Source organism: Capsulimonas sp., assembly GCF_039929585.1.
In the GTDB taxonomy this organism is placed as follows: Bacteria; Armatimonadota; Armatimonadia; order Armatimonadales; family Capsulimonadaceae; genus Capsulimonas.
Map to the genome: position 1 here is coordinate 1 of NZ_JBDSQY010000058.1, position 22,765 is coordinate 22,765.

General features: G+C 59.5%; 19 protein-coding genes and 1 pseudogene. 9 read left to right on the forward strand and 11 right to left on the reverse strand.

Annotated features, from left to right (window positions below; all coding sequences use genetic code 11):
- The 4 genes and pseudogenes from ABIZ35_RS03955 to ABIZ35_RS03970 form a co-directional block, all read left to right on the forward strand.
- Positions 1-264 (forward strand): annotated as a pseudogene (locus tag ABIZ35_RS03955) (metallophosphoesterase); the annotation flags it as partial.
- A 1-nt stretch (position 265) separates the two neighbouring features.
- The gene (locus tag ABIZ35_RS03960) at positions 266-1,159 is read left to right on the forward strand and encodes a metallophosphoesterase (RefSeq protein WP_348218572.1); all 894 of its coding nucleotides are present in this window, start codon (positions 266-268) and stop codon (positions 1,157-1,159) included.
- A 56-nt stretch (positions 1,160-1,215) separates the two neighbouring features.
- A complete protein-coding gene (locus tag ABIZ35_RS03965) occupies positions 1,216-1,740 on the forward strand; it encodes a PRC-barrel domain-containing protein (RefSeq protein WP_348218573.1) in 525 nt (174 codons plus the stop codon).
- Positions 1,697-2,443 (forward strand): DUF2993 domain-containing protein, encoded by a 747-nt coding sequence (locus tag ABIZ35_RS03970; protein ID WP_348218574.1) that lies wholly within the window; start codon positions 1,697-1,699, stop codon positions 2,441-2,443. Before ABIZ35_RS03965 ends, ABIZ35_RS03970 begins: the two co-directional genes overlap by 44 nt.
- A gap of 249 nt (positions 2,444-2,692) precedes the next feature.
- Here ABIZ35_RS03970 and ABIZ35_RS03975 read toward each other — a convergent pair whose 3' ends face one another.
- Together ABIZ35_RS03975 and ABIZ35_RS03980 are read right to left on the reverse strand one after the other, a co-directional pair.
- Entirely contained in the window at positions 2,693-3,241 is a 549-nt protein-coding gene (locus ABIZ35_RS03975; protein WP_348218575.1) for a DUF1854 domain-containing protein, read from the reverse strand.
- Positions 3,231-5,480, reverse strand: coding sequence for an ABC transporter transmembrane domain-containing protein (locus ABIZ35_RS03980; protein ID WP_348218576.1), 2,250 nt, complete (start codon positions 5,478-5,480; stop codon positions 3,231-3,233). Before ABIZ35_RS03980 ends, ABIZ35_RS03975 begins: the two co-directional genes overlap by 11 nt.
- 309 nt (positions 5,481-5,789) lie before the next feature.
- Here ABIZ35_RS03980 and ABIZ35_RS03985 point away from each other — a divergent pair, with 309 nt between their 5' ends.
- A complete protein-coding gene (locus ABIZ35_RS03985) occupies positions 5,790-6,668 on the forward strand; it encodes a polysaccharide deacetylase family protein (protein ID WP_348218577.1) in 879 nt (292 codons plus the stop codon).
- A 48-nt stretch (positions 6,669-6,716) separates the two neighbouring features.
- Here ABIZ35_RS03985 and ABIZ35_RS03990 read toward each other — a convergent pair whose 3' ends face one another.
- The 9 genes from ABIZ35_RS03990 to ABIZ35_RS04030 form a co-directional block, all read right to left on the reverse strand.
- Positions 6,717-7,766: a chemotaxis response regulator protein-glutamate methylesterase gene (locus tag ABIZ35_RS03990; RefSeq protein WP_348218578.1), complete on the reverse strand. Its 1,050-nt coding sequence runs from the start codon at positions 7,764-7,766 to the stop codon at positions 6,717-6,719.
- Between the two features lie 33 nt (positions 7,767-7,799).
- Positions 7,800-8,396 (reverse strand): chemotaxis protein CheD, encoded by a 597-nt coding sequence (locus tag ABIZ35_RS03995; RefSeq protein ID WP_348218579.1) that lies wholly within the window; start codon positions 8,394-8,396, stop codon positions 7,800-7,802.
- On the reverse strand, positions 8,393-9,268 hold the full coding sequence (locus tag ABIZ35_RS04000) for a protein-glutamate O-methyltransferase CheR (protein WP_348218580.1): 876 nt from the start codon (positions 9,266-9,268) through the stop codon (positions 8,393-8,395). Before ABIZ35_RS04000 ends, ABIZ35_RS03995 begins: the two co-directional genes overlap by 4 nt.
- A 93-nt stretch (positions 9,269-9,361) precedes the next feature.
- Positions 9,362-11,416 carry a methyl-accepting chemotaxis protein gene (locus ABIZ35_RS04005; protein WP_348218581.1) on the reverse strand — a complete coding sequence of 685 codons (2,055 nt, stop codon included), beginning with the start codon at positions 11,414-11,416 and terminating at the stop codon, positions 9,362-9,364.
- Between the two features lie 46 nt (positions 11,417-11,462).
- Positions 11,463-11,960 carry a chemotaxis protein CheW gene (locus ABIZ35_RS04010; RefSeq protein WP_348218582.1) on the reverse strand — a complete coding sequence of 166 codons (498 nt, stop codon included), beginning with the start codon at positions 11,958-11,960 and terminating at the stop codon, positions 11,463-11,465.
- 26 nt (positions 11,961-11,986) lie between these two features.
- Positions 11,987-14,074, reverse strand: coding sequence for a chemotaxis protein CheA (locus ABIZ35_RS04015; RefSeq protein ID WP_348218583.1), 2,088 nt, complete (start codon positions 14,072-14,074; stop codon positions 11,987-11,989).
- 8 nt (positions 14,075-14,082) lie between these two features.
- Entirely contained in the window at positions 14,083-14,460 is a 378-nt protein-coding gene (locus ABIZ35_RS04020) for a response regulator (protein WP_119325103.1), read from the reverse strand.
- Between the two features lie 91 nt (positions 14,461-14,551).
- The gene (locus ABIZ35_RS04025) at positions 14,552-15,736 is read right to left on the reverse strand and encodes a methyl-accepting chemotaxis protein (protein WP_348218584.1); all 1,185 of its coding nucleotides are present in this window, start codon (positions 15,734-15,736) and stop codon (positions 14,552-14,554) included.
- Positions 15,733-16,038 (reverse strand): STAS domain-containing protein, encoded by a 306-nt coding sequence (locus ABIZ35_RS04030; protein ID WP_348218585.1) that lies wholly within the window; start codon positions 16,036-16,038, stop codon positions 15,733-15,735. Before ABIZ35_RS04030 ends, ABIZ35_RS04025 begins: the two co-directional genes overlap by 4 nt.
- A gap of 209 nt (positions 16,039-16,247) precedes the next feature.
- Between ABIZ35_RS04030 and ABIZ35_RS04035 the strand changes: the two genes are divergently transcribed.
- The 4 genes from ABIZ35_RS04035 to ABIZ35_RS04050 all read left to right on the forward strand — a co-directional run bounded on the left by ABIZ35_RS04035 (position 16,248) and on the right by ABIZ35_RS04050 (position 22,647).
- The gene (locus ABIZ35_RS04035; protein ID WP_348218586.1) at positions 16,248-20,300 is read left to right on the forward strand and encodes a PAS domain S-box protein; all 4,053 of its coding nucleotides are present in this window, start codon (positions 16,248-16,250) and stop codon (positions 20,298-20,300) included.
- A gap of 48 nt (positions 20,301-20,348) precedes the next feature.
- Positions 20,349-20,756 (forward strand): response regulator, encoded by a 408-nt coding sequence (locus ABIZ35_RS04040; RefSeq protein WP_348218587.1) that lies wholly within the window; start codon positions 20,349-20,351, stop codon positions 20,754-20,756.
- Positions 20,757-20,996: 240 nt separating this feature from the next.
- A complete protein-coding gene (locus ABIZ35_RS04045) occupies positions 20,997-22,061 on the forward strand; it encodes a hypothetical protein (RefSeq protein ID WP_348218588.1) in 1,065 nt (354 codons plus the stop codon).
- Between the two features lie 157 nt (positions 22,062-22,218).
- Complete coding sequence (locus tag ABIZ35_RS04050) at positions 22,219-22,647, forward strand: hypothetical protein (protein WP_348218589.1); 429 nt, start codon at positions 22,219-22,221, stop codon at positions 22,645-22,647.
- Positions 22,648-22,765: the final 118 nt, after the last annotated feature.

Below are 22,765 nucleotides of genomic sequence, written 5' to 3' on the forward strand. Positions count from 1 at the left end.
GAGCCTGACTACGCTGATGATCTCGGTCCCGGCTTCGCCCTGCAAATTTCGGGGCACTCGCATGGCGGACAGATCCGTATTCCGTTACTGCCTCCGATCCAGACGCCGGTGATGGGACAGCGCTATCCCGAAGGGCTCCAGCAGGCTAAGCATCATCGGGTCTACACATCGCGCGGGATTGGGACGATCGGCCCGCCATACCGCCTGTTTTGTCCTCCAGAAGTGACGATCCTGAAGATTACGTCAGAGAGCAAGACAGCCTAAAATGAAAAACGCGAAGGAAAGACCGATCGTGGATGCGCGGCCGAAATCGCCGGCCCGGCGCCGGTTTCTGAAGGGGGCCGCCTTCGCGGGGCTTACGAGCGGCGGCGCCGCCGCGTACGGGCACACGGTCGAAGAGGAGCGGCTGATAGTGCGCGAGACTATCGTCGCCGCGCCTGGGTGGCCTGCGGCGCACAGCGGCTGGCGTATTGGGATTTTGAGCGATTTCCACTGCGACCGACACCGTGCGGTCGAGAGAACGGCGCGCGCCGTAGCGATGCTGATGGCGCTGAAACCCAACGTCGTCTTTCTGCCGGGTGACTTCGTTTCTGGCCATAATGCGAATGATTGGATCGGGCCATGCGCCGAAGCCCTGAAGCCTCTCACACAGACGCCTGGCGGCGTATATGGTGTCCTGGGAAATCATGATTCGCTGAACGCTCATCCCGGCGCCGTCGCCAAGGGACTCGAGCGGGTGGGGATCTCTATTCTGCGCAATATGTCCCGGCCGATTCCCACGCTTCCCAATACCTATGTGATTGGTGTCGACGACGTTCTGGCGCACGCCGCTCACTGGCCCCGGGCGCTGCGCCATGTTCCCGAAGGCGCATTCCGGTTTTTGATGGTCCACGAACCGGATGTCGCGGACGAGATGGGGCCGCTTGGACTCACATTGCAGATTTCCGGCCATTCTCATGGCGGTCAAATCCGTCTGCCCGGTTTCGGCCCGCTGCATGTTCCCAAAATGGCGACGCATTATCCCGAAGGACTGCGTCAGGGGCCGCACCACCCCGTGTACACCACACGCGGCGTCGGCGTTATGGGGCCGCAGATGCGTTTGTTCTGCCCGCCCGAGGTGACCCTCCTCAAGATCGTTTCCGCCCCTGCGTCCGTTTGAGCCTCCCCTTCCGCCGGGTATTTCTCTTTCAGATACGATTTGAAAAGAGGCATGCAATGACGACACGATCCGGACACAATCTGCGCGGGACAGCCATCGTCGCCATGGACAATGGCGAGCGGCTGGGGCGCGTGGATGACCTGTTCTTTTCTCCCACGAATGGGGAATTAGAAGCGCTTTTGGTGGATGTGGGCGGGATGTTTTCCAAACCGAGCCTGCTGCTCGCGGCGCAAATCTCCAGCATCGGCCCGGACGCCGTGGTGATCGCGGACCGTGAGGCGCTGATCCAAAACGGGAGAATGAGCGAGGAATCGCATGCGGTGCGCGGGGGTGAGATCGAAGACCGGCCTGTGCTGACCGCGACAGGAACTGTCGTCGGCAAGGTTGCGGACGTCATGATCGACCCGGAGACGCGGCAGGTGATCGGCTTCAGCCTTTCCACCGGCCTGATCGACAACACACTGCATGGCCGCCCCTCGCTGCCGTTTTCTCTGGTACAATCCCTGGGAAAAGACAGTCTGGTGGTAACCTCTGATTATGATCCCAAAGCGCCCGAACATCACATTCCGCTCGTCAAGTAGCTTCGCCGCGCTGCCCTTAATCTTCCTTGGATTGCTGTCGGCGGGATGCGCAAGCGTTTCGCCGCAGCGCATCGCGGAGCGCAAGATTTCCGCTGCGCTGCCGCGCATGCTCGGCCCCGCCCAAAAGTACGATGTCCACGTTTCCGGGGATACGTTCGCCCTCACCCGAGGTCGCGCCAAGCAAGTTCGGATCGCCGGAAGCCAGGTGCAGCTCACCCCGTCGCTCACCATGGACACGCTCAACCTAAACGCCACCGATCTCTCATTCGACACCAAAGCCCACACCCTGCAAAAGATCGGCGCTTTAGATTTTGACGGCTCGCTCAGTCAGGAAAATCTCACGCACTATCTCTCGCAAGTCAAAGGCAAGGCGTCCGGCCTACAAGTGACCCTGCGCGACAGCAGCCTGGAAGCCTCCGTCCCCGTCTCGCCCCTCGGCATCCAAACCACCGTGCGGCTCAGCGGCAATCTGACCCCGCACCCCGGCGAGCCAAACAAGCTTGATTTTCAAGCCGATGGCGGACATCTGGGGATCGTCCCGCTTCCGGCTTCGTTACTAAATTTGGCGCTGGACCGATTGAACCCGGTGCTGGATTTGAGTGGAGTGAGGATTCCGCTGTCTGTGACGAGCGCGACCGTGGAGCATGGGGAATTGAAGGTGCGGGGAACGGCGGAGATGAGCCCTATCTCCCCGCCGAAGTAAACTTCGGCGCGAGGGTAACGTGTTCGGAGAGGAACAGATTAGGATGCCCCTCCGCCCCAATTCTGGGGGACCCGATTTCGGATTATGGCATTTTCCGGTCCCCCAGAATTGGGGCGGAGGGGCGAACTCCGAGTCCCCCAGAATTGGGGCGGAGGGGCCTTCCTAATCCTATGGGGCGGAGGGGCATCTTCTTCGAAAAACAAACGCCCTATTGGTGCGGGCAGCGAGTGGGGGAATAGGGCTTCCTCCTCACATCACCTTCGACAACACCAAATACGCCCTATTCCCATATGCCGTAATATCAGGAAATTCATATCGGCCGCCCTCGCTGTCCACCAGCATCATCCGATGATAACCCAGCGAGAACGAATTGTCCCGCAGGCTGCGTACGACGAATCGGGCGGGGCCGCGGTCGGTTTCCACGTCAAAGGTGGCGGAGCCGGATTTCTCGGAGACGCTTTTGACTTTGGTGACCTTGGGCGTGAAGTAGCGCCGATCCAAAGCCGTCTGAGCGAGGGCGCGGGATTCGGCGTCCAGCTCTTTCAAGTCGCGGATGATGCCGATGTCTTCGTCTTCTTCATCGCGCAGGCCGATGTAATGGTCGGGATCGGAAAAGGGGAAGGCGCGGGCGATGCGGACAGCGCGCCAGCTCAGTTCCCCTTCGATGGTTAGGCGGATCGCGGCGTCGCCGGGGGCGCTGTGAAAGAGGCGCACTTGCGACGGTTCGAGAAAACGGATCGCGAAGGGATTGCGCTCTTCGGTTGTTTCAGCGCCTGGCGTTTCGATATTAGAGCTCATTGATCTGGTTCACCTCTCGCTGCAAATCGACCAGTTTGCGGAACGTGCCGTCGGGCTTGGCGAGCAGCTCATCGTGCGTGCCGAGCTCGGCGAGTTTGCCGCGTTCGATCACCATCAGGCGATTGGCGTTGCGCAGCGTGGACAGGCGGTGCGCGATGGCGAAGGTCGTGCGGCCCGCGACGAGGCGGGCGATGGCGTCCTGAATTTTCTTCTCGGTCTGTGTGTCCACCGACGCCGTGGCTTCGTCCAGAATTAAGATCCGTGGATCGTGCAGGATGGCGCGGGCGATGGAGATGCGCTGGCGCTCCCCGCCGGAGAGACGCGCGCCGCGCTCGCCGACAAACGTATCGTAGCCGTCGGGGAAGCGCATGATGAACTCGTGCGCGTTCGCCGCCTTGGCCGCCTGCATAATCTCTTCCGGAGCGGCGTCCGGGCGCGCATACTTGATGTTGTCGGCGATCGAGCCGGGGAACAGATACGGCTCCTGAAGCACCACGCCGATCTGTCGGCGCAGGTCGCCCAGATCGATATTGCGGATATCGACGCCGTCGATCAAGATCGCGCCTTCTTTGACATCGTAGAAGCGCGAAAGGAGGTTGATGATCGTGGACTTGCCGGCGCCGGAGTGGCCGACCAGACCGATCATTTCGCCCGCCTTGACATCGATGGAAACGCCGTCGAGGACCGGCTGGTTCTTGTCGTAGGAAAAACGAACGCTGCGCAGTTCGACATGGCCTTCAATGCGCGGCATTCGGACGGCGTTCTCCACGCTCTTGATATCGGGTTCGGCGTCGATCACTTCGAAGACGCGCTCCGCGCTTGCGGTCGAACGAGACATCCAGTCGGCGATCCGCGTCATGCCCTGGAGCGGCCCCAGCAGCATCGCCGTATAGGAGAGGAACATGCCCAGCACACCCAGGGTCATGCCTTCGGACGGTTTATTGCTGAAGTTCGAGAAGACTTCGCGACCGCCGACTAGCCAGATCACATAGACGCCCAGCGTTGTCACAAACTCGATCATTGGGAAGTAGGTCGCCACGCCCATGTCGTAGTAAGAAGTCGCGTCGCGCAGTTTGGCCGAGCGGTCCTCGAACTGATCCTTTTCGCGCTCTTCCTGCGCGAAGGCTTTCACGACGCGCACGCCGGAGAGTACGGAGGTCAGTGAGGCCGAGAGGTTGCTGCGCAGGTGATAGAGACGCACCAGACGTCCGCGCAGGCGCTTCCAGGTCGCCTGGACTAAGTAGACGGTGATCGGAACGGGGATCAGCACCAGCAGCGTCAGCAGCCAGTTGTACCGGAACATGATCACCAGGATTCCGACGATGGTGAGCGAGTTGACCAGAAAGAACTGGATCCCGTCAACCATGAAGTTTTGCAGCTCGTTGACGTCCTGCGTCACGCGCGCGAGCAGCGACCCCGTTTGGCGCTTGTCATAATAACCGAGCGAAAGCTCTTGAAGACGGTTGTACGCCTGCGTTCGCAGCACATACACCATCCGATTGGAGATCCAGGCGGCGAGCCGGCCGCGCCAGATCGTCAGCGCCCGGGAGAGGACACTGACCAGGATCAAGCCGAAGACGATCCCGCCGATCCAATCGAAGTGCTTGTGCGGCACCAGGACTTCGTCGGTGAGCTTTTGCTGGAAGATCGGGGGAATGACGCTGACCGCCGTCCCGGCGAGCATCAGCACGGCGATCAGAATGCACTGCGTCCGGAACGGCATGGCGTAGCCGAGGAGACGCAGCAGCACGGCGCGCTTGTCCACGCACTTAATGCAGACATTGGTGTCGTCGGGCAGTGGGTCGCCGCACTTGGGGCAGACTTTGCGCTCGACATCGGCGGCGGACGTTTCGGGGATCGCCTCTTCCTTGGCGATCGCCTCCAGAGCCCGCGCCGCCGCGCCGAACTTAGGCGCCAGGGCGGCCGAGAAGCGCAGGGCCTCCACGACGCCGCCCGATTTTGTATCGATCAGCAGTGCGCCGCTGCCCACGAGCGTATCCACACGCACCGCGCGGATCTGCTCCAGCGGCAGATCCAGATCGCGGCTCACGCCGCTCTTCGTCACGGTCGCCACGGTAACCGCGCGGCGGTCCGCAATCAGCCAGCGCTCTCCGAAGCTCCCATCAAGTCCGATATCTCCGGCCATGGACACCAGCGTGCCGTCAACCAGCTCTTCTCCATCCCTCGCCTCGCCAAGCGTCGCGCGCACGGCGTCGGGGAGATCGTCTAATAATGCCAAAAAAACTTACCTTCCCAGCGCCCCGGCCTGGGACGCGACAGCATCGATACTCCACATCTTCAGCGTGCGAATCGCTCAGAACTCGGCGCTTACCCTTTATTATGACACCGGAACGGGTGGAAAAGGCTCTCTGAAAACGATTTCGGAGCAGGCGGGCATTGCGAACAGGAACTTTTTATTCTATAATATCGCCGTATTAATATCGCAGTGCTGCATATCAAACGCGAGGCGCCAAGGATGCCCGCGTACCTTCGCTTTCCTTTACCAGACCAAATGAGTTACAAATATTTTTGGCGGCCCATCGTCCCAATGCTGACAGTCGCCGTCCTCATATCGCCCGTGTACGCCGCAGGCAAACGCCCGCTGTCATTCCGTGAGAAGATGCAGCCGATGACCCGTCCCGGCCACGCCGACGACAACCCTACCGCTGTCGACCGTATCCGCAAGACGGCGCCGAACGCCTTTTTGAACTCGGCGGAAATCCCGCAGTCGCAGGTCGAATTGCTCGCGCGGGACACCTACGAGAAGTCCCGTGGCTATCGGTTCAACAAAATCATCCGTGGCAATATGGACCGCAAAGAGATCGCGCTGACATTTGACGACGGTCCGCATGAGGGGTACACACTCAAGCTGCTTCAAATATTGAAGCAGACGCATACGCCTGCGACGTTCTTCGTTGTGGGAAAGCAAGTAGAGAAGTTTCCGACATTAGTTCAGCTGGAAGTGATTGAAGGCCATGAAGTTGGCGATCACACATACGACCATGTCAATTTGAATGAGCTGACGCCGGAGATGGTGGAGTATGAGATCGACCGGTGTGATCGCGCGATCAAACGGGTGACCGGCTCCTCGGTGCGCTTTTTCCGCCCGCCTGGCGGCAATTACAACCAGACCGTGCTGAGCGCCGCGTCCCGGCGCGGCTACATCACAGCGCTCTGGACCGATGACCCCGGCGACTGGGCGCGCATCCCCGGAGATGTGATCCTCCAGCGCTCTCTCGACCGTCTCGAAAACGGCGCGATTCTTCTTCTTCATGATGGAATTCAGGAGACGCTCGATATTTTGCCGCAGCTGATCAGCCAGGCGCGCGCACGTGGATATAAATTCGTCACGCTCAGCCAGCTAGCGATGAACCGGGACAAGAAAGACATTGAGCCGATGATGGTGGGGAAGACAAAGAAGTTCTAGACGACACCAAGACGCCCTCCGGCCCCTTTGGGGCCGGAGGGCATTTTCTTATTTGTGCGTGAGCAATCGCTCGGCGATGCATTGCAGGGGCAGGACATCCTGAACGCCGCCCTGGGCGATGGCTTCCTTGGGCATGCCGAAGACGACGCAGGTCGCTTCATCCTGTGCGACGGTGTAGGCGCCAGCGTCGCGCATTCGGCGCAGGCCGCGCGCGCCGTCGTCGCCCATGCCGGTGAGGATCGCGGCGTTGACGTTGCGGCCTGCGAGCGCGGCGCAGCTGTCGAAAAGCACATCGACCGAGGGGCGGTGGCGGTTGACCGGCGGGCCTTCGGCGACCCGGACGGAGTATTCTGCGCCCGATTTCAGCAGGGACATGTGGAAGCTGCCGGGCGCCAGCAGGGCGTGGCCGGGCAGAACGCGATCTCCGTTCTCGGCTTCTTTCACGCGGATATTGCAAAGACTGTCCAGCCGCTTGGCGTAGGACGCCGTGAAGCCGGGCGGCATATGCAGCACCATCACGATTCCGGGCGAGTTTGCCGGTAGCTGAGAGAGCACCTCCCGGATCGCTTCCGTGCCGCCGGTAGAGGCGCCGATCGCGATGATCCGGTTCGTCAGCTGATAGGCGGCCGCTCCCGAAAGGGCGGACGGCGCGGCGGCAATGGGCCTTGCGGGCGCCGTTTTTGGAAGGACACGCGCTCGCGCGGCGGCTTTTACCTTCTCAATAATTAGGTCTGCGCCGTCCGACACGCCATTGAGTGTGTCGAAGGTCGGCTTGGCGAAGTAATCGATGGCGCCAAGCTCCAGCGCCCGAAGCGTCACATCACAGCCGGCTTGCGTCAGCGATGAGACCATAACAACGGGGGTGGGGCGGCCGCGCATCAGTTTTTCGAGAAACGTCAGACCATCCATGCGTGGCATCTCGACATCAAGAGTAATGACGTCGGGGGAGAGAGCCACGATTTTCTCTCGGGCGATGAATGGGTCCGACGCAGTCCCGACGATTTCAATCTCGGGGTCGGATGAAAGGATATGGGTGAGCAGCTGACGCATTGCGGCGCTGTCGTCGACAATGAGCGCTCGGATTTTCTTTCCAGACATAATGACCTCTTCGGCGCCTGCTTTTCAGGCAGTCTAAAATAACGTGATATTGCTGTCATCGCTGGGCGAAGGCTGCGGCGCCGGACGATCGGCGATCTTCTTTTCGCGCGCCATCTCGGCGGCCAGAGCTTGCTGGTCGGACCCCGTCGATTCCAGACGCCGCAGGAGCGCTCGGCCCGTGTCTGTAAAGAAGTAGACTTCTCTCGCCGCGTATCCCCCCAGATCTCGCGAAACGACCGGGATCTCTTCCGTCTCCAAAAAATTCAGCGCAAATCGAATGTTGCTCTGTGGAACGCCCTCCGCCGACTCCGCGATGCGCAGGACATGCGCGCCTCCGAACACCTTTGCCTGAAGGCGTCGCCGGTCCGCGCCGTGCCGCATGCAGTCGTTGATCAGCAGCTCCATGGCGTGCACGCCGTACCGAGCGCTGACAGCCTCGCCGCTGCTGCTTTCGGGCAGCATAAAGTGATTGAGACCGCCGACATTTGCCGTGGGATCGTAAAGTCCTACCGCGATGCATGATCCCAGAATCGTCCGGACCACGGTGGCGTCTCCGCTTGCGCAGACGCCGCCGATATGAATCGAGCGGCGGCGGCGCTCTCCGAACTCCTGCTCATAACGCTTGTTCACGCCGCTTTCTCCCATGCGCTCGCGTTGTCCGACAGGCGATAGATCGTTTGTCCGCAGGCGTCGAAGTCGCTGGAGATTCCCAGCAGCGACTCGGAGTGCCCGATGAACAGCAGCCCACCGGGCGCAAGGCGAGCGGCGAAGCGCTCAAACAGCCGCTTTTGTGTCGGCTTGTCAAAGTAAATCACGACGTTACGGCAAAAGATGATATCGAACTTCGTATCCGCTTTCATGGGCCAGACCGGGTCCAGCAGGTTGACCTGACGGAACGTCAAATGCTCTTGAAGCTCACGCCGGACCTTGTAATGCCCCTCGCGCTCACCCGTTCCACGCAGGAAGTACTTGCGCAGCAGGCTGGGCGTGATGGTGTCCGTTCTGCTTTCTTCATAAACGCCTCGCTCGGCGTGGGCCAAAACGTTTGTGTCGATATCCGAGGCCAATTGCCGCCAGTCCCAGTCGGGATGCGACGCGAATGCCTCTGAGAGCGTGACGCCGAGTGTGTACGGCTCTTCGCCCGTCGAACAGCCTGCGTGCCAGATGCGCAGCTTAGGGGCGCGCTCGCCGCTCCGCGCGCTCTGTACCAGCGAAGGAACCAGCTCCTTGGCGATAAAATCGAAGTGATGCGGCTCACGGAAGAAGTCCGTCTTGTTCGTCGTGATGGAGTTGATGAAAGCGCTTTGTTCTTCACTATCCAGCGCGTTCGTCACAAGATCGTAATACTGGGAGAACGATGTAATGTTGTGCAGTCGAAGTCGTTTGGTCAGGCGTGACAGCACCAGCTGGCGCTTGCCTTCGTTGATGACGATCCCGGTGAGCTGATAGATCAGGTCACGGAATTTGGCGAATTCTTTATCGGTAAGCTCGGGCTCTTCCATAATCTTCGATCCGATCCATCGGAATATTCAGCGCCATCCCAACCCACGATTGGAATGGCGCTGATGTGGGTCTCCCGGGGAGATTTGTCGGACCTAGAACTCTTCGAAGCCGTCGTCGTTCTTGATGAACGCGGCTGGGCGTCGGGCCGGAGCTGCGGCGCGCGCTGCTCCCAATGCGGAGCGCTGCGGGGTGGGAGCGAACCGGCTGACCGGAGCTGGCCGGAAAGGCGCCTTTTTGGCGGGCGCCGAGGGCCGGGCGTTCTCGGAATCGCGCATCATGGCGTCGATGTAGCTGGGGTCGATCTGGAACTGTCCAACGACACGGACGAGATCCTTGGCTTCATTCGTCGTTCCCTGGCTGGTGGCGGCGGCTTCCTCGACCAGCGCGGCGTTCTGCTGCGTGATCTGATCCATCTGCATGATCGCCGTGTTTACCTGCTCGATACCGGAGGCTTGCTCCTGTGACGCCGCCGAGATTTCGGCGATGATGTCCGCGACCTTCTTGACCGAGGTCACGATCTCCTCCAGCTGCTGGCCGCTCTGGTTGACCAGGGTGCTGCCTTCCTGGACTTTCGAGACGCTGTCTTGAACGAGCGTCTTGATTTCCTTGGCGGCGGTGGCGCTGCGGCCGGCGAGGGTCCGCACTTCGGCGGCGACGACGGCGAAGCCGCGTCCTTGCTCGCCGACACGCGCCGCTTCGACGGCGGCGTTCAGGGCTAGAAGGTTCGTCTGGAACGCGATCTCGTCGATCACCGAGATGATATCCGCGATGCGCTTGGACGCCTTGTTGATCTCCTCCATCGAGTTGACGGCCTTGCCGACCACGCTGCCGCCGCGTTCGGCGACTTCACGGGCCTGGGCCGCCAGCTGGTTGGCCTGCCGGGCGTTGTCCGCGTTCTGCTTGACGGTGGAGGTCATCTCCTCCATGCTGGACGCCGTTTCTTCCAGGCTAGACGCCGTTTCTTCGGTGCGGCGCGACAGATCGTCGTTTCCGGCGGAGACTTCGTTGGAAGACGCCACGATGCTGTCGGAGGCGACACGGACCTGAGCGATTAGCTGCGAGAGGTTCGCGGTCATGTCGTTGAACGCCGTGGCGAGCTTGCCGATCGCATCATCTTTTTCCACCGGGATTTGCTGGGTGAGGTCGCCCTGCGTGATGGCCAGGGCGGCGCCCATCATCTCTTCGATCTTCGCCGATAGGTATTCTTTCTCCGCGATCTGTTCCTGCTGGCGCGCTTCCATTGCGACCTTTTCGGTGATCCGCTCCCAGTAGATGGCGTAGCCGACGACATTACCCTTGGCGTCCTTGGTGCTGGTGACGGTGACGTCGCAGACGCAAGGGCCGGTTTTGATGCGGGCCTGATACGGATGGTTGCGCGGATCAGAAGCGCGGCGGAACTCTTCGGGTTCATCCGTGAAGAGCCAGTTCAGTGACTTGCCGACCGCTTCATCCGCTCGGAACGATCGCCAGGCGTCGCTGTGCCGGTGCAGGTTCGGCTCCATAAAGCGCATGATGTCCACGGCTTTCTCGTTGGCGTACAGTACGTTCCATTGCATGTCGCACAGGAAGGTGTTCGCGGTCGAGTGATCCAGGGTGGTCATCAGCTGCTGCACGCGGGCTTCTTGAGCCAGCTTGTCCGTGATGCGCTCCCAATCGATAGAGTAGCCGACCAGGTCGCCGTTCTCGGCGCGGATACCAGTCACCTGAACGTCGCAGACACAGGGACCGGTCTTGATGCGGGCCTGGTATGGGTGGTTGCGCGGGTCGGCGGCGCGGCGGAACTCCTGCGGCTCATCCGTAAATAAGAACGAGAGGTTGCCGCCAATGATATCGGCGACGCGGAATGACTTCCAGCTGTCGCTGTAAGCGTGCAGGTTCGGCTCCATGAACTCCAGGATATCGAAGCTCTTCTGGTTGGCGTACAGGATATTGAAATCCTTGTCGCATAGGAACGTGTTCGAGCGAGAGTTGTCCAGCGCGGAGTTCGCCCAAGCCAGCATGTTCGGCGCCTTCGGCGCGCTCCCCACGACGGAGAGCTTGGGGCGGGGGGCGCGTGTCGGCTTGTTATCGCCCTCGACGACGTTTAGTTCCGTCTTGCGCACTGTAGCGCGGGGGGCGGTCGTTGTTGTTTTTGCGGCGGCTGCCATAATTCGTAACTCCTATTAGTGAAATCTGTACTTAAGAATATGGCCCTTAGGCCGCAAGCGCGAGAGGAGCGGGCTCCCCAAGCAGAACGATATCGATATCGAGTAAAATGATCAGATTTTCTCCCATGCGGGCCATGCCGCGCAGCGTGCTGGAGCTCATGGAGTTTCCAAAATCCGGAGCGGGCTGAATGTCGCTCAGAGGAATATTAACTACTTCCGAGACGCTGTCCACAATCACTCCCATCACCCGGTTCTGCACCACCACCACCACGATCGCGGTGAACTGGTTGTACTCGATCTCCTCCAGGCCGAACTTGCGGCGCAAGTCCACGATCGGGACGATCGTGCCGCGCAGGTTTAGCACGCCGACGACTTCGGGGGGAGCGTTCGGAATACGCGTGGTAGGGACATATCCTTTGATTTCCTGAACCTTCAGGATGTCCACGCCATATTCTTCGTCGCCGAGAGAAAAGGTGAGGTACTGATTGGCGTCGGCGGAAGATCCGGCGTCACTCTGAGAAAACTGCGTTTGTTCAAGCGCCATGTGAGTATCCTTTGTCGAGAGATGGGTTAGGCCGCCGCGGCCAGCGCGGCGTTGCCCGAAAGCGTGTCCCGCACTAATCCCGGAACGTCGAGAATAAGAGCGACTCGGCCATCGCCCATAATGGTGGCGCCGGCGATGCCGCGCACCTTACGATAATTGGTTTCCAGACTTTTGATCACCACCTGGCTTTGCCCGATCAGTTCATCGACAAGCACGGCGACCTTGTGGTTGTCATTCTCCACGATCACCAGCAGGCCCTGAGTGGGGTCGGTGACCTTGGGGACGGAGCCGAAGATTTCATACAGTCGGACAACCGGAAGCACCTCTCCGCGCACCATCGCGATCTCCGCGCGTCCGGCAATCTTGCGGACATCGCCGGCGGCGGGCTGAATGCTTTCCACGATGCTGGTCAGCGGCAGGATGTATGTCTCGTTGCCGACAGTCAGGGAGAGGCCTTCCAGGATCGCCATCGTGAGTGGGAGCCGGATACGGAACGTCGTGCCCACTCCCGGCGTGGACGTCAGGGTAATCGAGCCGCCCAGCGCCTGTACGCCCTGCTTAACGATATCCATGCCGACGCCGCGCCCGGAAAGGTCCGTGACCGCCGCCGCCGTGGAGAAGCCGGGCATGAAGATGAAGTTGTAGAGTGTTTCGTCGGAGGGAGTGTCGTTCTCCGTCACCCATCCACGCTCAATCGCCTTCTTTAAGATACGCTCGCGGCTGAGGCCGCGTCCGTCGTCCGAGACTTCCACGGCGATGCTTCCGCCTTCGTGGAGCGCATGCAGCGAGACAGTTCCTGTTTCCGGCTTACCGGCGGCTCGGCGCTCCTCGGGCGTCTCCAGGCCATGGTCGATGGAGTTTCGAACTAAGTGTGTGAGCGGGTCCGCGATGGACTCGATCATGCCCTTGTCCAGTTCTGTGTCTTCGCCGGAAGTCTTCAGTTCGATCTTCTTCCCGACCGTGGCGGCGAGATCGCGCACCAGGCGAGGGAACCGGCCGAAGGCGTGCTTGATCGGCAGCATCCGGACAGCCATCACACGTTCCTGAAGTTCACGGGACGCGCGCTCCATCTCGGCGACGGCTTCGATCAGGCGAGGCAGTTTCGCCATGGAGAAGTCCTGAACGACTTCGTTAAGCATCGACTGATTGATGACGAGCTCGCCGACCAGATTGATCAGCTTGTCGACTTTGTCGGTCGAAACACGCAGCGTCTGTGTCTCCGCCGAAGGAGCAGCTTTCGCGGACTCAATAGGCGGCATCGCAGACGGAACAATCGCGGCGGCTGGAGCGGCCGTTTCCATTATTTCAGCAATGGGCGTCGCTGGCTCTGGCGCGGCCGCCGGGATTTCCACAACGCTTAAGTCAGACTGAACCGGCGTGCGGATCTCGCCCGTGATCTCCAGGCGAATTTCGCTTTCGTCGGCGACGAATTCGAAGATTTCCAGGATCTCTTCCGAAGTCTTGTCCGAACGCAGGTCGATATCCCAGCTCAGGTAGCATGCTTCCGGGTCCATCTCGGCAATGGTGGGCAGGCGAGAATCGTCGCAGGAAACGCTGAGAATGTCGCTGACCTTGCCCAGCTGGCCGATCAGCAGCAGCGGGTCGCCGCCCTGCCGCAGGATGTCTATTCCAGGAGCAAAATAAAGATGGTAGGTGTGAGCGACTGTCCAGACGCCCCATCCTTCTTCCTCCGCCGATTTCGGCTTAGAGAGAGTAGGGGAGGAGGCGACCATAGCCGGCTGGCCAAGGATCGCGGCTTCGATCCGCGCCGAAAGCGCGGTCGAGTCCGGCGCCGATGTGCTTTCGCCGCGGGCGACAGCAAGCAGCGCCTTCATCTGGTCGAGGGATTCAAAGAGAATTTGAGAGAGCGATCGGTCGATCTTGATCTCCCCATTGCGAACCTTGTCCAACAGCGTTTCCAGGCCGTGGGTGAAGTGCGCGATGTCCGTAAATCCGAAAGTGGCGCTGCCGCCTTTGATGGAGTGCGCACACCGAAATATGGTGTTGAGCAGTTCCAGATCGTCGGGAGCTTCCTCCAGACGCAGCAGCAAGCCTTCCAGGTCGGCTAGCAAATCACCGGCTTCTTCAAAGAAGGCCTGGTGAAACATTGTCATGTCGAGGTTCACGCTGGGAGTACCTTTTCAATCACCTTCAAAAGCTGTTCCGGATGGAACGGCTTGACGATCCAGCCGGTCGCGCCGGCGGCTTTACCTTCCGCCTTACGGCCATCTCCACTCTCCGTCGTGAGCATGAGAATGGGAGTGAAGCGAAGTCCCGCCTTGGTGCGGGCTTCCTTGATAAAAGTGAGACCATCCATCACGGGCATGTTGAGGTCCGTGATGATCAGATCGACTTTGCCGCCAGGCGCGCTGGCGAGTTTCGCCAGGGCTTCCTGGCCGTTGCCGCCTTCCAGCACGGTGAACCCCGCGCCTTTGAGCGTAAAGCCCACCATCTGCCGCATTGACGTCGAGTCGTCTACAATCAGTGCTGTTTTTGCCACGTGTCAGTCCTTTAGTTGCTGCTCTCAGCGAGAGGGTACAGTTGTATTTCGGTAATCTTTACAGGCTTCGTTAGAGGGTTTTCGCAAACCATTAGAAAAGGGTAATGTCGTCGTCGTCACCCTGATAGCTGACGACTTGGAGCGTTGGCGCCGCGCCCACGGCCTGGGCCATAAAGGTGTTCTGCCCGACCGCATAGGCAAGAGTCGCGTGCTGTTCTTCACTTTCGCCGTACTCGCCGCGCAGCATATCGCGCATTCGGCAGAGCGGGTCCGCAACGTGCTCCAATCGCTGGCGCAACAAGTCATGGAACTGGAACGCGATGACGATCTTACCGATGTCCTGGCTGACCTTCATGCTGCGCTCTCCGAGATCCGAGACGGCGGCCTGGGTCACTTCATCCGCCGACTGGATCATATCGAGCAGATCGTTGATGGCGATCTGCGCCGAACAGCTCTTTTCCAGACTGTGTTCCGCGGCAATCCCCAGAGAATCGAAAATCGTTCCACTATCCTCACTGACTTGATTCGTGAGGACGCGCATTCTGTCAGTTGCCTTTCGACTGCGTTCGGAAAGTTTGCGCACTTCGCCGGCGATGACGGAGAAGCCGAGGCCCGCCTGGCCGGCGCGCGCTGCTTCGATGGAAGCGTTGAAAGCCAGAAGCACGGTCTGGTCGGCGATCACTTCAATGTCGTCCAGCAGTTTGCGCAGATGGGTGGAGACTTCCGTCAGCGACTGGATCTGCTTGGCGGTGCGGGAAATCTGGCGGGCGGTGCTGAGCATGCCCTCCACAAAGCCGCCCATGACATCTGTCGCCTGCGACGCGATCTGCGTGACGCTGCCCTTGTTGTCCGAGCCGGCGACCGACTGAGCACTGGCGGCCGCTTCGTCGGAGTCCGCAGAGATCTGCAGGAATGATCCAATCGCGGCGGACACTGCCTGCTCGGCTTCGGAAAGCGCCGTCACGACTTGTCCGGCGAGATTGTCGGCCAATTCGGCGACCTGATCCGTAATGCGCCTTCTCTCTTCCTCGGCGTCGTTCAATGCTGCGGCGGCCTGATCGGCGATCTGGCGCTGCTCGGCGGCGTCTGCCTCAGCGGCGCTGAGCTGCATCTTCAGAAAGGCGATCTGATTCTCACGCTCCTCCAGCAGGCTCGACTGTTCGGCGGCGAGCGCCTCGGCGTCTTCGATACGCGCTTCCAGTGAGGCGTTGCTTGCAGCGATTGGCGCGTCGAGAGCAGCCTCAGGCTGCTTTTGTTTGAATGGGAAAAATCTCATAGGGGCATACCCGCCGCGATGGCGTCCGCCAGCGTCCGTTCCGTCGGCTCTGAAATGACCGTGGCGCGTCCATTTTGGGCGAGATCCCGGCGCAGTGCGTGCAGAATTTGCAGGGCGGAAATGTCCAGCCGTTCCGCCCCCGCCAGGTCGATTGTCACGGTCTTCGCAGGCGTGTCGGCCAGCGCCTTGCTTGCGCTTTCATGAAAGGCCTCGGCTTCAAACATGCCGATGCTGCCGTTCAATGTTAATGTGGCGGCGGCGCCGCGCCTGCGGTACGCAATGCTCTTTTTCACGGTTGGCATGGGGGCGGTAGTCCTCTGTTTCTAAAATAGTTCGCCGGCGTCGCCGTGCTGAAGCCATTATCGGTGCCTGGCTACGGTATCTAGAGCGGCTTTTTCGGGGATCGCCAAGCTGTCAATTTGACCTAATGAGCGAATGTCTTACATGCCGACAATTTTCAGCGAGAGTCGCGCTTGGAGCGCGCGTAGATTGTGGATGACTGGAAATTCTCATGGCCTATCCGATCCCCGAAAATGAAGAAGCGCGCCTTCAGGCGCTGAGCCAGTATCGAATCCTGGGCACGTCCGCTGAAACTTCCTTCGATCGAATCACGGCGCTCGCGGCCCGTATCTTTGATATGCCGATCGTCTTGATCAGCCTCGTCGGTGAGGAGCGCCAGTGGCTAAAATCCCATCACGGCGTCGATGTGTGTGAGATAGACCGCGATATCGCCTTCTGTGCTCACGCCATCCTCTCACCGGACGTAATGGTGGTGGAAAACGCCCTGCTCGATCCCCGCTTTGCGGAAAATCCGCTGGTTGTGAACGATCCTAAGCTGCGGTTCTATGCCGGAGCCCCCCTGATTACTGCCGACGGTTTGAATTTAGGAACCCTGTGCTTGATTGATACAAAGCCTCGGGTGTTTACCAATGTGCAGAGGGAAAGCCTGGCGGATATGGCGGCGATGGCGATGCGTGAAATGGATCTGCGCCTGCGCTCCGAGGATCTGGCGGCAAGCTACTTGCGGGAGCGGGAAGCGAACGAACGATTTTCCGCCGTCACCAAATATATGCCCGGCGTGATCTTCGCACTCGATGAGAATGGCGTGTACACGCTGCTGGACGGAGCCGGCGCATGCTCCATGGGTTTAAATCCAGAGTTCATGATCGGCCGATCCTATCTGGAAGTGCTGAGCGAAGCGCCGGAACTGCGCGATTGCGTCACGCATGCTTTGAAGGGCGAAATGAACTCATGGATCGGCGAGTTGCAGGGTATCTGTTACGAGATGCATGGACGAACGACGACGGATTCGGACGGGCGAATTACCGGCCTGATCGCCATTGCCAACGACATCACGCTGCGGCGCACCACGGAGCAGGAGCTTCGCCGTGTCGTGCTCCAAACGGAGCATTTGCTTGCCTCTCTGCCGTCTGTCTTGATCGGTGTGGATGAAAATGGCGTTATCACGGCGTGGAGCGCCGCAGCGGCCCGTCTCTTCGGCAAGGCAAGCGTGGACGTGATGGGCAAGCCGTTTGCGCAGTGCGGAGTGCTATGGGATTGGATCGAGGTCATGCGAGCGGTGCGTGACTGCAGGGCGACGTCGCAAGTTGTCCGTCTGGACGATGTCGGCTATGTGAGAGGCGACGGCTCGGAAAGTATTCTGGGAATCAGTATCAATCCTATCACCGAAGCCTCAGGCGGAAACATGGGCTTCCTGGTGCTTGCGGCGGATGTTTCTCGCCGCCGTCAGGAAGAGGAAGCACTGCGCCAGGCTGAGCTGAAGTTTCGGTCGATCTTTGAAAACGCCGTAGAGGGCATCTTCCAATCGACACCGGACGGTCGCTTTATTAGCGTTAACCCGGCATTCGCACGTATCGTCGGATATGAGACCCCGGAGGAACTGATCGCTAATGTGACGGATGTTGGGCGTGATCTCTACGTCTATCCTGCTCAGCGACATGAGTTGATGTATCAATTGATTGCTGATGGAGTCGTCAACGATTTCGTTATTCAATTCCGCCGCAAAGATGGCTCGCTGGGCTGGATGACGAAATCCGCGCGGGCAATTCATAGTGCGAACGGCGAAATTGCTTACTTCGAAGGCTCTGTAATGGATATCACGGAGCGCAAGCTCGCCGAAGAAGGCGTGCGCCAATTGGCCGCTATTGTCGAGGCGTCCGACGACGCCATTATCGGCAAGACGTTGGAAGATGTGATCGTCAGTTGGAACCCGGGCGCCGAGCGTCTCTACGGCTACAGGGCGGAGGAAGCCATCGGACAGAAATTCGGCGTGCTGGTTCCCCCCGACCAGTCAACCGAGGGAGAGCCGTCACTGATAGAGCGCTTAATGCGTATGGAGTCTATTAGCAGTTTCGAAACGGCGCGTATTGCAAAGGACGAGCGTGTCGTCGATACCTCCGTCAGTATTTCGTTGATCAAAAATGCGGAAGGCGAGCCTATCGGAGTGTCGTCGATCGCTCGCGATATTACCGATCAAAGACAGGCCCAGCAGGAGCTTGCGGATACGGCGTTCGAATTGGAATGGCGCAACTGGGAACTGGCCGAAGCGCGCGACGCCGCACTCGCCGCCGCCCGACTGAAGTCCGAGTTCCTCGCCAACATGAGCCACGAGATCCGCACGCCGATGAACGGCGTCATCGGCATGATCGACGTGCTGCTCGGAACGCCGCTGGACGAGGGGCAATACGACTGTGCGCGCACTGTCAAGCAATGCGCCGACGCCCTGATGACCGTTATCAACGATATCCTCGATTTCAGCAAGATCGAGGCGGGCAAAATGACGATTGAGGCGGTCGAGTTTACGCTGCACGATCTTTTGGAGGATGTCGCGGTGCTGATGTCCGCCAAGGGGGCGGAAAAAGGCCAGGAGCTGGTTTGTTCGCTGCCGCCAATGTCGTTCGCTCCGACGTTTGGAGCAGGCCGCCTGATGGGCGATCCCAGCCGTCTGCGGCAGGTGGCGACGAACCTTTTGAGCAACGCCGTCAAGTTTACGGATGAGGGCGGGGAAGTCGTGCTCGGCGCTGAGCTGATTTCTGAAAACGCCGCCGAGGCCCAGTGGCGTATCTTCGTGCGTGACAATGGGATCGGAATTCCCAAGGCGCGCCAGGAAGCGATTTTTGAAAGCTTCACGCAGGCGGACGGTTCGACGACGCGAAAGTATGGCGGAACAGGGCTGGGATTGACGATCTGCCGGCAGCTGGTGGAGCTAATGGGCGGCACACTGGGGGTTGAAAGCGAGGAAGGGCAGGGGAGCACCTTCTTCTTTACGCTGACCTTTGAAAAGCAAGTTACCGGACAGCATACGGCGCGGCTTCCGAGAGTTTTGCCGCCGCTGCGCGTACTGACAGTGGATGAAAGCGGGGAATGCCGTCGTAATGTGAGTTCCCTGCTGCGGGCATGGGGATGCGAAGCGAGTGAGGCTGCCGATGAAGCGGGCGCGCTGGCGATGCTGTCCGGCGATTTGCGAGACGGCGTGGATGCGGTCCTGGTCGATGCAGAGCTTGGCGGAGGCGCCGCGCGGCGTTTGAAGATGCGGGCGAGCCTGGCGGATGTGCCAGTCATCCTGCTCGCAGGTCGTGAGGTGCGAAGTCAGGAAGAGGACGCCGGTCTGTTTGCGGCGCGTGTGCGCAAGCCGCTGCGTCAATCCGATCTGTTCCAGACGCTTTCGCTCCTCTTCGGCAGCGGTGAATCGGCTGACCGCCGGGACGCAGAGCGCCCGGCGGAGACGCGGCTGGAGGACGCCGCAAGGTCGGCGCGTATCCTGCTGACAGAGGACACCCCCATCAATCAGAAAGTGGCGCGCCGTTTGTTAGAACAGGCGGGATACGATCTCGCGGGTCTCACAATCGCGAACCATGGCGCGGAAGCCGTCGCGGCCGTACAGTCGGATACATTCGATCTGATCCTGATGGATGTGCAGATGCCCGGCATGGACGGTCTTGCCGCCACCGCCGCCATTCGCGCCTGGGAGCGCGAATCGGGCCGGTCACGCACGCCGATCATCGCCATGACCGCTCACGCGATGAGCGGCGATCGGGATCGGTGCATTGAGGCGGGCATGGATGATTATATCACGAAGCCGATCAATGCGCCGGACCTTTACTGCGCTTTGAACCGCCATTTGACTGGGTGCGCCGTCTCCTCAGCGCCTGTGGAATCCGATGACTTCTTTGCGGAAATCACTGAGGATATCCTGGATCCTTCGCGTCTGAAAAATCTATGCGGAGGCGATATGAGCTTTGAACGCGAAATGCTGGTGGAGTTCTTCGAATCCGCCCCGAAAATGCACCTGCGCTGTGTGATGATGCATGAGATTGAGGATTTCATGGGCTTGCAGCATTGGGCGCATACGCTGAAGGGAGCGTCCTCGGCGATCGGCGCGGTCCGTCTCGCGGATCGGTGTCAGGAGTGGGAAGCGCTGGCAGTGGAGGAAGATGCTGTCGGGGCAGCGGGTCTAGCCGGCAAAATTCAGGTGGAAATGGATCTCGTGATGGATTATCTGCAAGAGCGGATCGAGTCGGTTAGCGCCCTGAGCGCAAAATAGTACTGAACATTTACGAGGTTTTCTCCGAAAATATTGGTGGGAAGAATTATGAAAATCATTATTGCTGAAGACGATCCTGTTTCGATGCGCGCGCTGCGCACGATCCTAGAAGGGCTTGGACATCAGGTGACTGCTGTCCCTAACGGCGTCCAGGCGTGGGCCGCGCTGCAAGCCGAAACATTCGCCATTGTCATCACCGACTGGATGATGCCGGAGATGGACGGCATCGAGCTGTGCCGCAACATCCGGGCGCGCAAAAACGTCCCCTATACCTGCGTTATCCTGCTGACCGCGAAGCAGACGCGGGAAGACCGCGTTCAGGGACTGAACGCCGGCGCCGACGTCTTTTTGACGAAGCCGCTGGACCGTTCGGATCTGATCGCGCGCCTTCAGGTCGCCGAGCGGATTCTGATGCTGGAGCAGGGCATTTCGCCGGTCAAAATGAGAGCCGCCTAAAGACTATGTCGCCCTGAGTGACGTTCTGATATTGGGAGGCAATCGCCGCCGAGCACTTCTCGTGCGGCACGCGCGAGCCAAGCGGACGGCGCATCATCGCGTCGATCTCGTCGAACGCCGCCTCCTATAATTTCCGTCGCGATCCAAAAAGCTTATTTTCTCCTGTTTTTGTGGATAATCTGCTTGGTTGTTAGCCGCGCTACAAACAAGTGGACGCACACAAAATCTGGAGGGAATTTCTTGAGAATCCGACTACTGTTCCTGCTGATTCTCGCGCTGGCCTTTCCGGCGCTTGCGCTTGCGGATGATCTACCTGGCCCTTACGTCTACAAATCCAGTGTTCGCCTCAACACCCAGCACTATTTGGTGTACTGGCCCACTCCCACCGCCAAGGAGCCCCAATACCTCACGGGAAGCTGGGTTCCCAAGCTGAACTTCAACGTGCAAGGCCCTCTTGAGGGCGGCAGTCAAATCACTGTGAAGTTTACCAAGCCCGGCGGCGCCAAGTGGATCAGTCGCGATCTCAGAACCGACGAGACCGCCGCCGATTCATTCCAAAGTTTTACCCTTGACGGCATTGAGATGGAAAAGCAAGCCACGACGATGACTGGCGTTTTTACGCTGAACATCGTGCTGACGAATGCTCTCAGCGGCGTCAACAAATCCCTTTACACTGGGAAGTTCGAAGTCGGAAAGTTTCACTACGGCAGCGCCCCCAATGAAGTCCGCCAGGCGGACTATTTTGTCAACCATGATTGGACGCTTCCCATCGGTCAAATGTCTTTTGACGACAATCCGGCAAACGCCGAGGCGCCTCAATTGATCGTGAAGATGTGGTTCCGCGTGGCCCTGGATACCGATACGCTGGCCGGATATCTGTATTACAACGGCAAGCAGATCAGCAGCACGAAATCGGCGGGAAATGTGTCGTCGCCGATTGTCGTTCAGCCGGGTACGACAAAACCGGAGTTGACATGGTCGCGCTGCACCTTCTATTTCTCCAGCGTGTCCAAAGGGCGCAACGGAGATAGCGCCAGCAGCTACGACAGCATGTTCTTTTTGGACAAGCATCCGGGGGATTACGAGGTGAAAGTGCTGCGCGGCGGAAAACTGGCTCGCAGCGCGAAGTTCACGATCGGGCCCGACGGTGTTCTGGTCGACAATGGTCTGGCTTCGCAGAATAAAATGGGACTGGGAGTCACTCTCATCCCCGTGACGACCGATCTGAGCCAGGACGGCAAGGCCAGCATCGCCAATTATAAGTCACTGGCGTTCTATGGCAATCCGGTGATCGGATTCCCCTAAACGCTGTTTTTCCGATCGGCGCACATTGCGATCCTCTCATAGGATCGCAATGTGCGGAACGCGCGGCCATTTTCATCAATGGGTTGACAATCGAAGCGCTTTGATTTATAGTGTTTAAAAATCAAAGCGCTTCGATTACAAAGGAATCCTGGGTTTCATGAGAAAATGGCCACAATGGCGTCCGTTTGCGTTCTTTGCTCTCTTAGGCGCCGCTTGTTCCAGCTGCGCCGCGCAGACGAAGTCGCTTGCCCCTGCTCCCGCCGGGACAACCGCTGCAAACGGCAAGATCTCGATACGGCCCGCGATGGTCGTCAATGAAGGCGCTCATGGAAACGCCTTCGCTCTGTTTGACGAGCAGGATCTGGCCGGAGACCCGCGCGCCGGAAGCAAGGCGCAGCCGAAAACGACGTGGTCGGAGGGTGTGGATAAGCTTTACTATCCATTGACGGCCTTTGTCGATCTGGGCGCCGATTATCAGATGACGGACATCTGTGTGTACGATTCCAACGGCGTGGGCGACTTTCGAGTAGAAAGTGGAACCCCATTTCACTGGAAGCCTCTGCTGACCGATCCCCTGAATAACTGATGTTACGCAGCCTCGTCTGTTGCGTTGGTCTTGTCTCGGGTTTGGGTAGTAATCGAATATTCCACTGAGGAGTCTCGGGTTCCATGAATAAACCACTCTTGGATCTGTATTCGGACTA

What these genes read in the sequence shown, in the direction of transcription:
- ABIZ35_RS03960 (WP_348218572.1), top strand. Translation starts at nt 266, where the DNA reads ATGAAAAACGCGAAGGAAAGACCGATCGTGGATGCGCGGCCGAAATCG.
- ABIZ35_RS03965 (WP_348218573.1), top strand. Translation starts at nt 1,216, where the DNA reads ATGACGACACGATCCGGACACAATCTGCGCGGGACAGCCATCGTCGCC.
- ABIZ35_RS03970 (WP_348218574.1), top strand. Translation starts at nt 1,697, where the DNA reads ATGATCCCAAAGCGCCCGAACATCACATTCCGCTCGTCAAGTAGCTTC.
- ABIZ35_RS03975 (WP_348218575.1), bottom strand. Translation starts at nt 3,241, where the DNA reads ATGAGCTCTAATATCGAAACGCCAGGCGCTGAAACAACCGAAGAGCGC.
- ABIZ35_RS03985 (WP_348218577.1), top strand. Translation starts at nt 5,790, where the DNA reads ATGCTGACAGTCGCCGTCCTCATATCGCCCGTGTACGCCGCAGGCAAA.
- ABIZ35_RS03990 (WP_348218578.1), bottom strand. Translation starts at nt 7,766, where the DNA reads ATGTCTGGAAAGAAAATCCGAGCGCTCATTGTCGACGACAGCGCCGCA.
- ABIZ35_RS04000 (WP_348218580.1), bottom strand. Translation starts at nt 9,268, where the DNA reads ATGGAAGAGCCCGAGCTTACCGATAAAGAATTCGCCAAATTCCGTGAC.
- ABIZ35_RS04005 (WP_348218581.1), bottom strand. Translation starts at nt 11,416, where the DNA reads ATGGCAGCCGCCGCAAAAACAACAACGACCGCCCCCCGCGCTACAGTG.
- ABIZ35_RS04010 (WP_348218582.1), bottom strand. Translation starts at nt 11,960, where the DNA reads ATGGCGCTTGAACAAACGCAGTTTTCTCAGAGTGACGCCGGATCTTCC.
- ABIZ35_RS04015 (WP_348218583.1), bottom strand. Translation starts at nt 14,074, where the DNA reads ATGACAATGTTTCACCAGGCCTTCTTTGAAGAAGCCGGTGATTTGCTA.
- ABIZ35_RS04025 (WP_348218584.1), bottom strand. Translation starts at nt 15,736, where the DNA reads ATGAGATTTTTCCCATTCAAACAAAAGCAGCCTGAGGCTGCTCTCGAC.
- ABIZ35_RS04030 (WP_348218585.1), bottom strand. Translation starts at nt 16,038, where the DNA reads ATGCCAACCGTGAAAAAGAGCATTGCGTACCGCAGGCGCGGCGCCGCC.
- ABIZ35_RS04035 (WP_348218586.1), top strand. Translation starts at nt 16,248, where the DNA reads ATGGCCTATCCGATCCCCGAAAATGAAGAAGCGCGCCTTCAGGCGCTG.
- ABIZ35_RS04040 (WP_348218587.1), top strand. Translation starts at nt 20,349, where the DNA reads ATGAAAATCATTATTGCTGAAGACGATCCTGTTTCGATGCGCGCGCTG.
- ABIZ35_RS04050 (WP_348218589.1), top strand. Translation starts at nt 22,219, where the DNA reads ATGAGAAAATGGCCACAATGGCGTCCGTTTGCGTTCTTTGCTCTCTTA.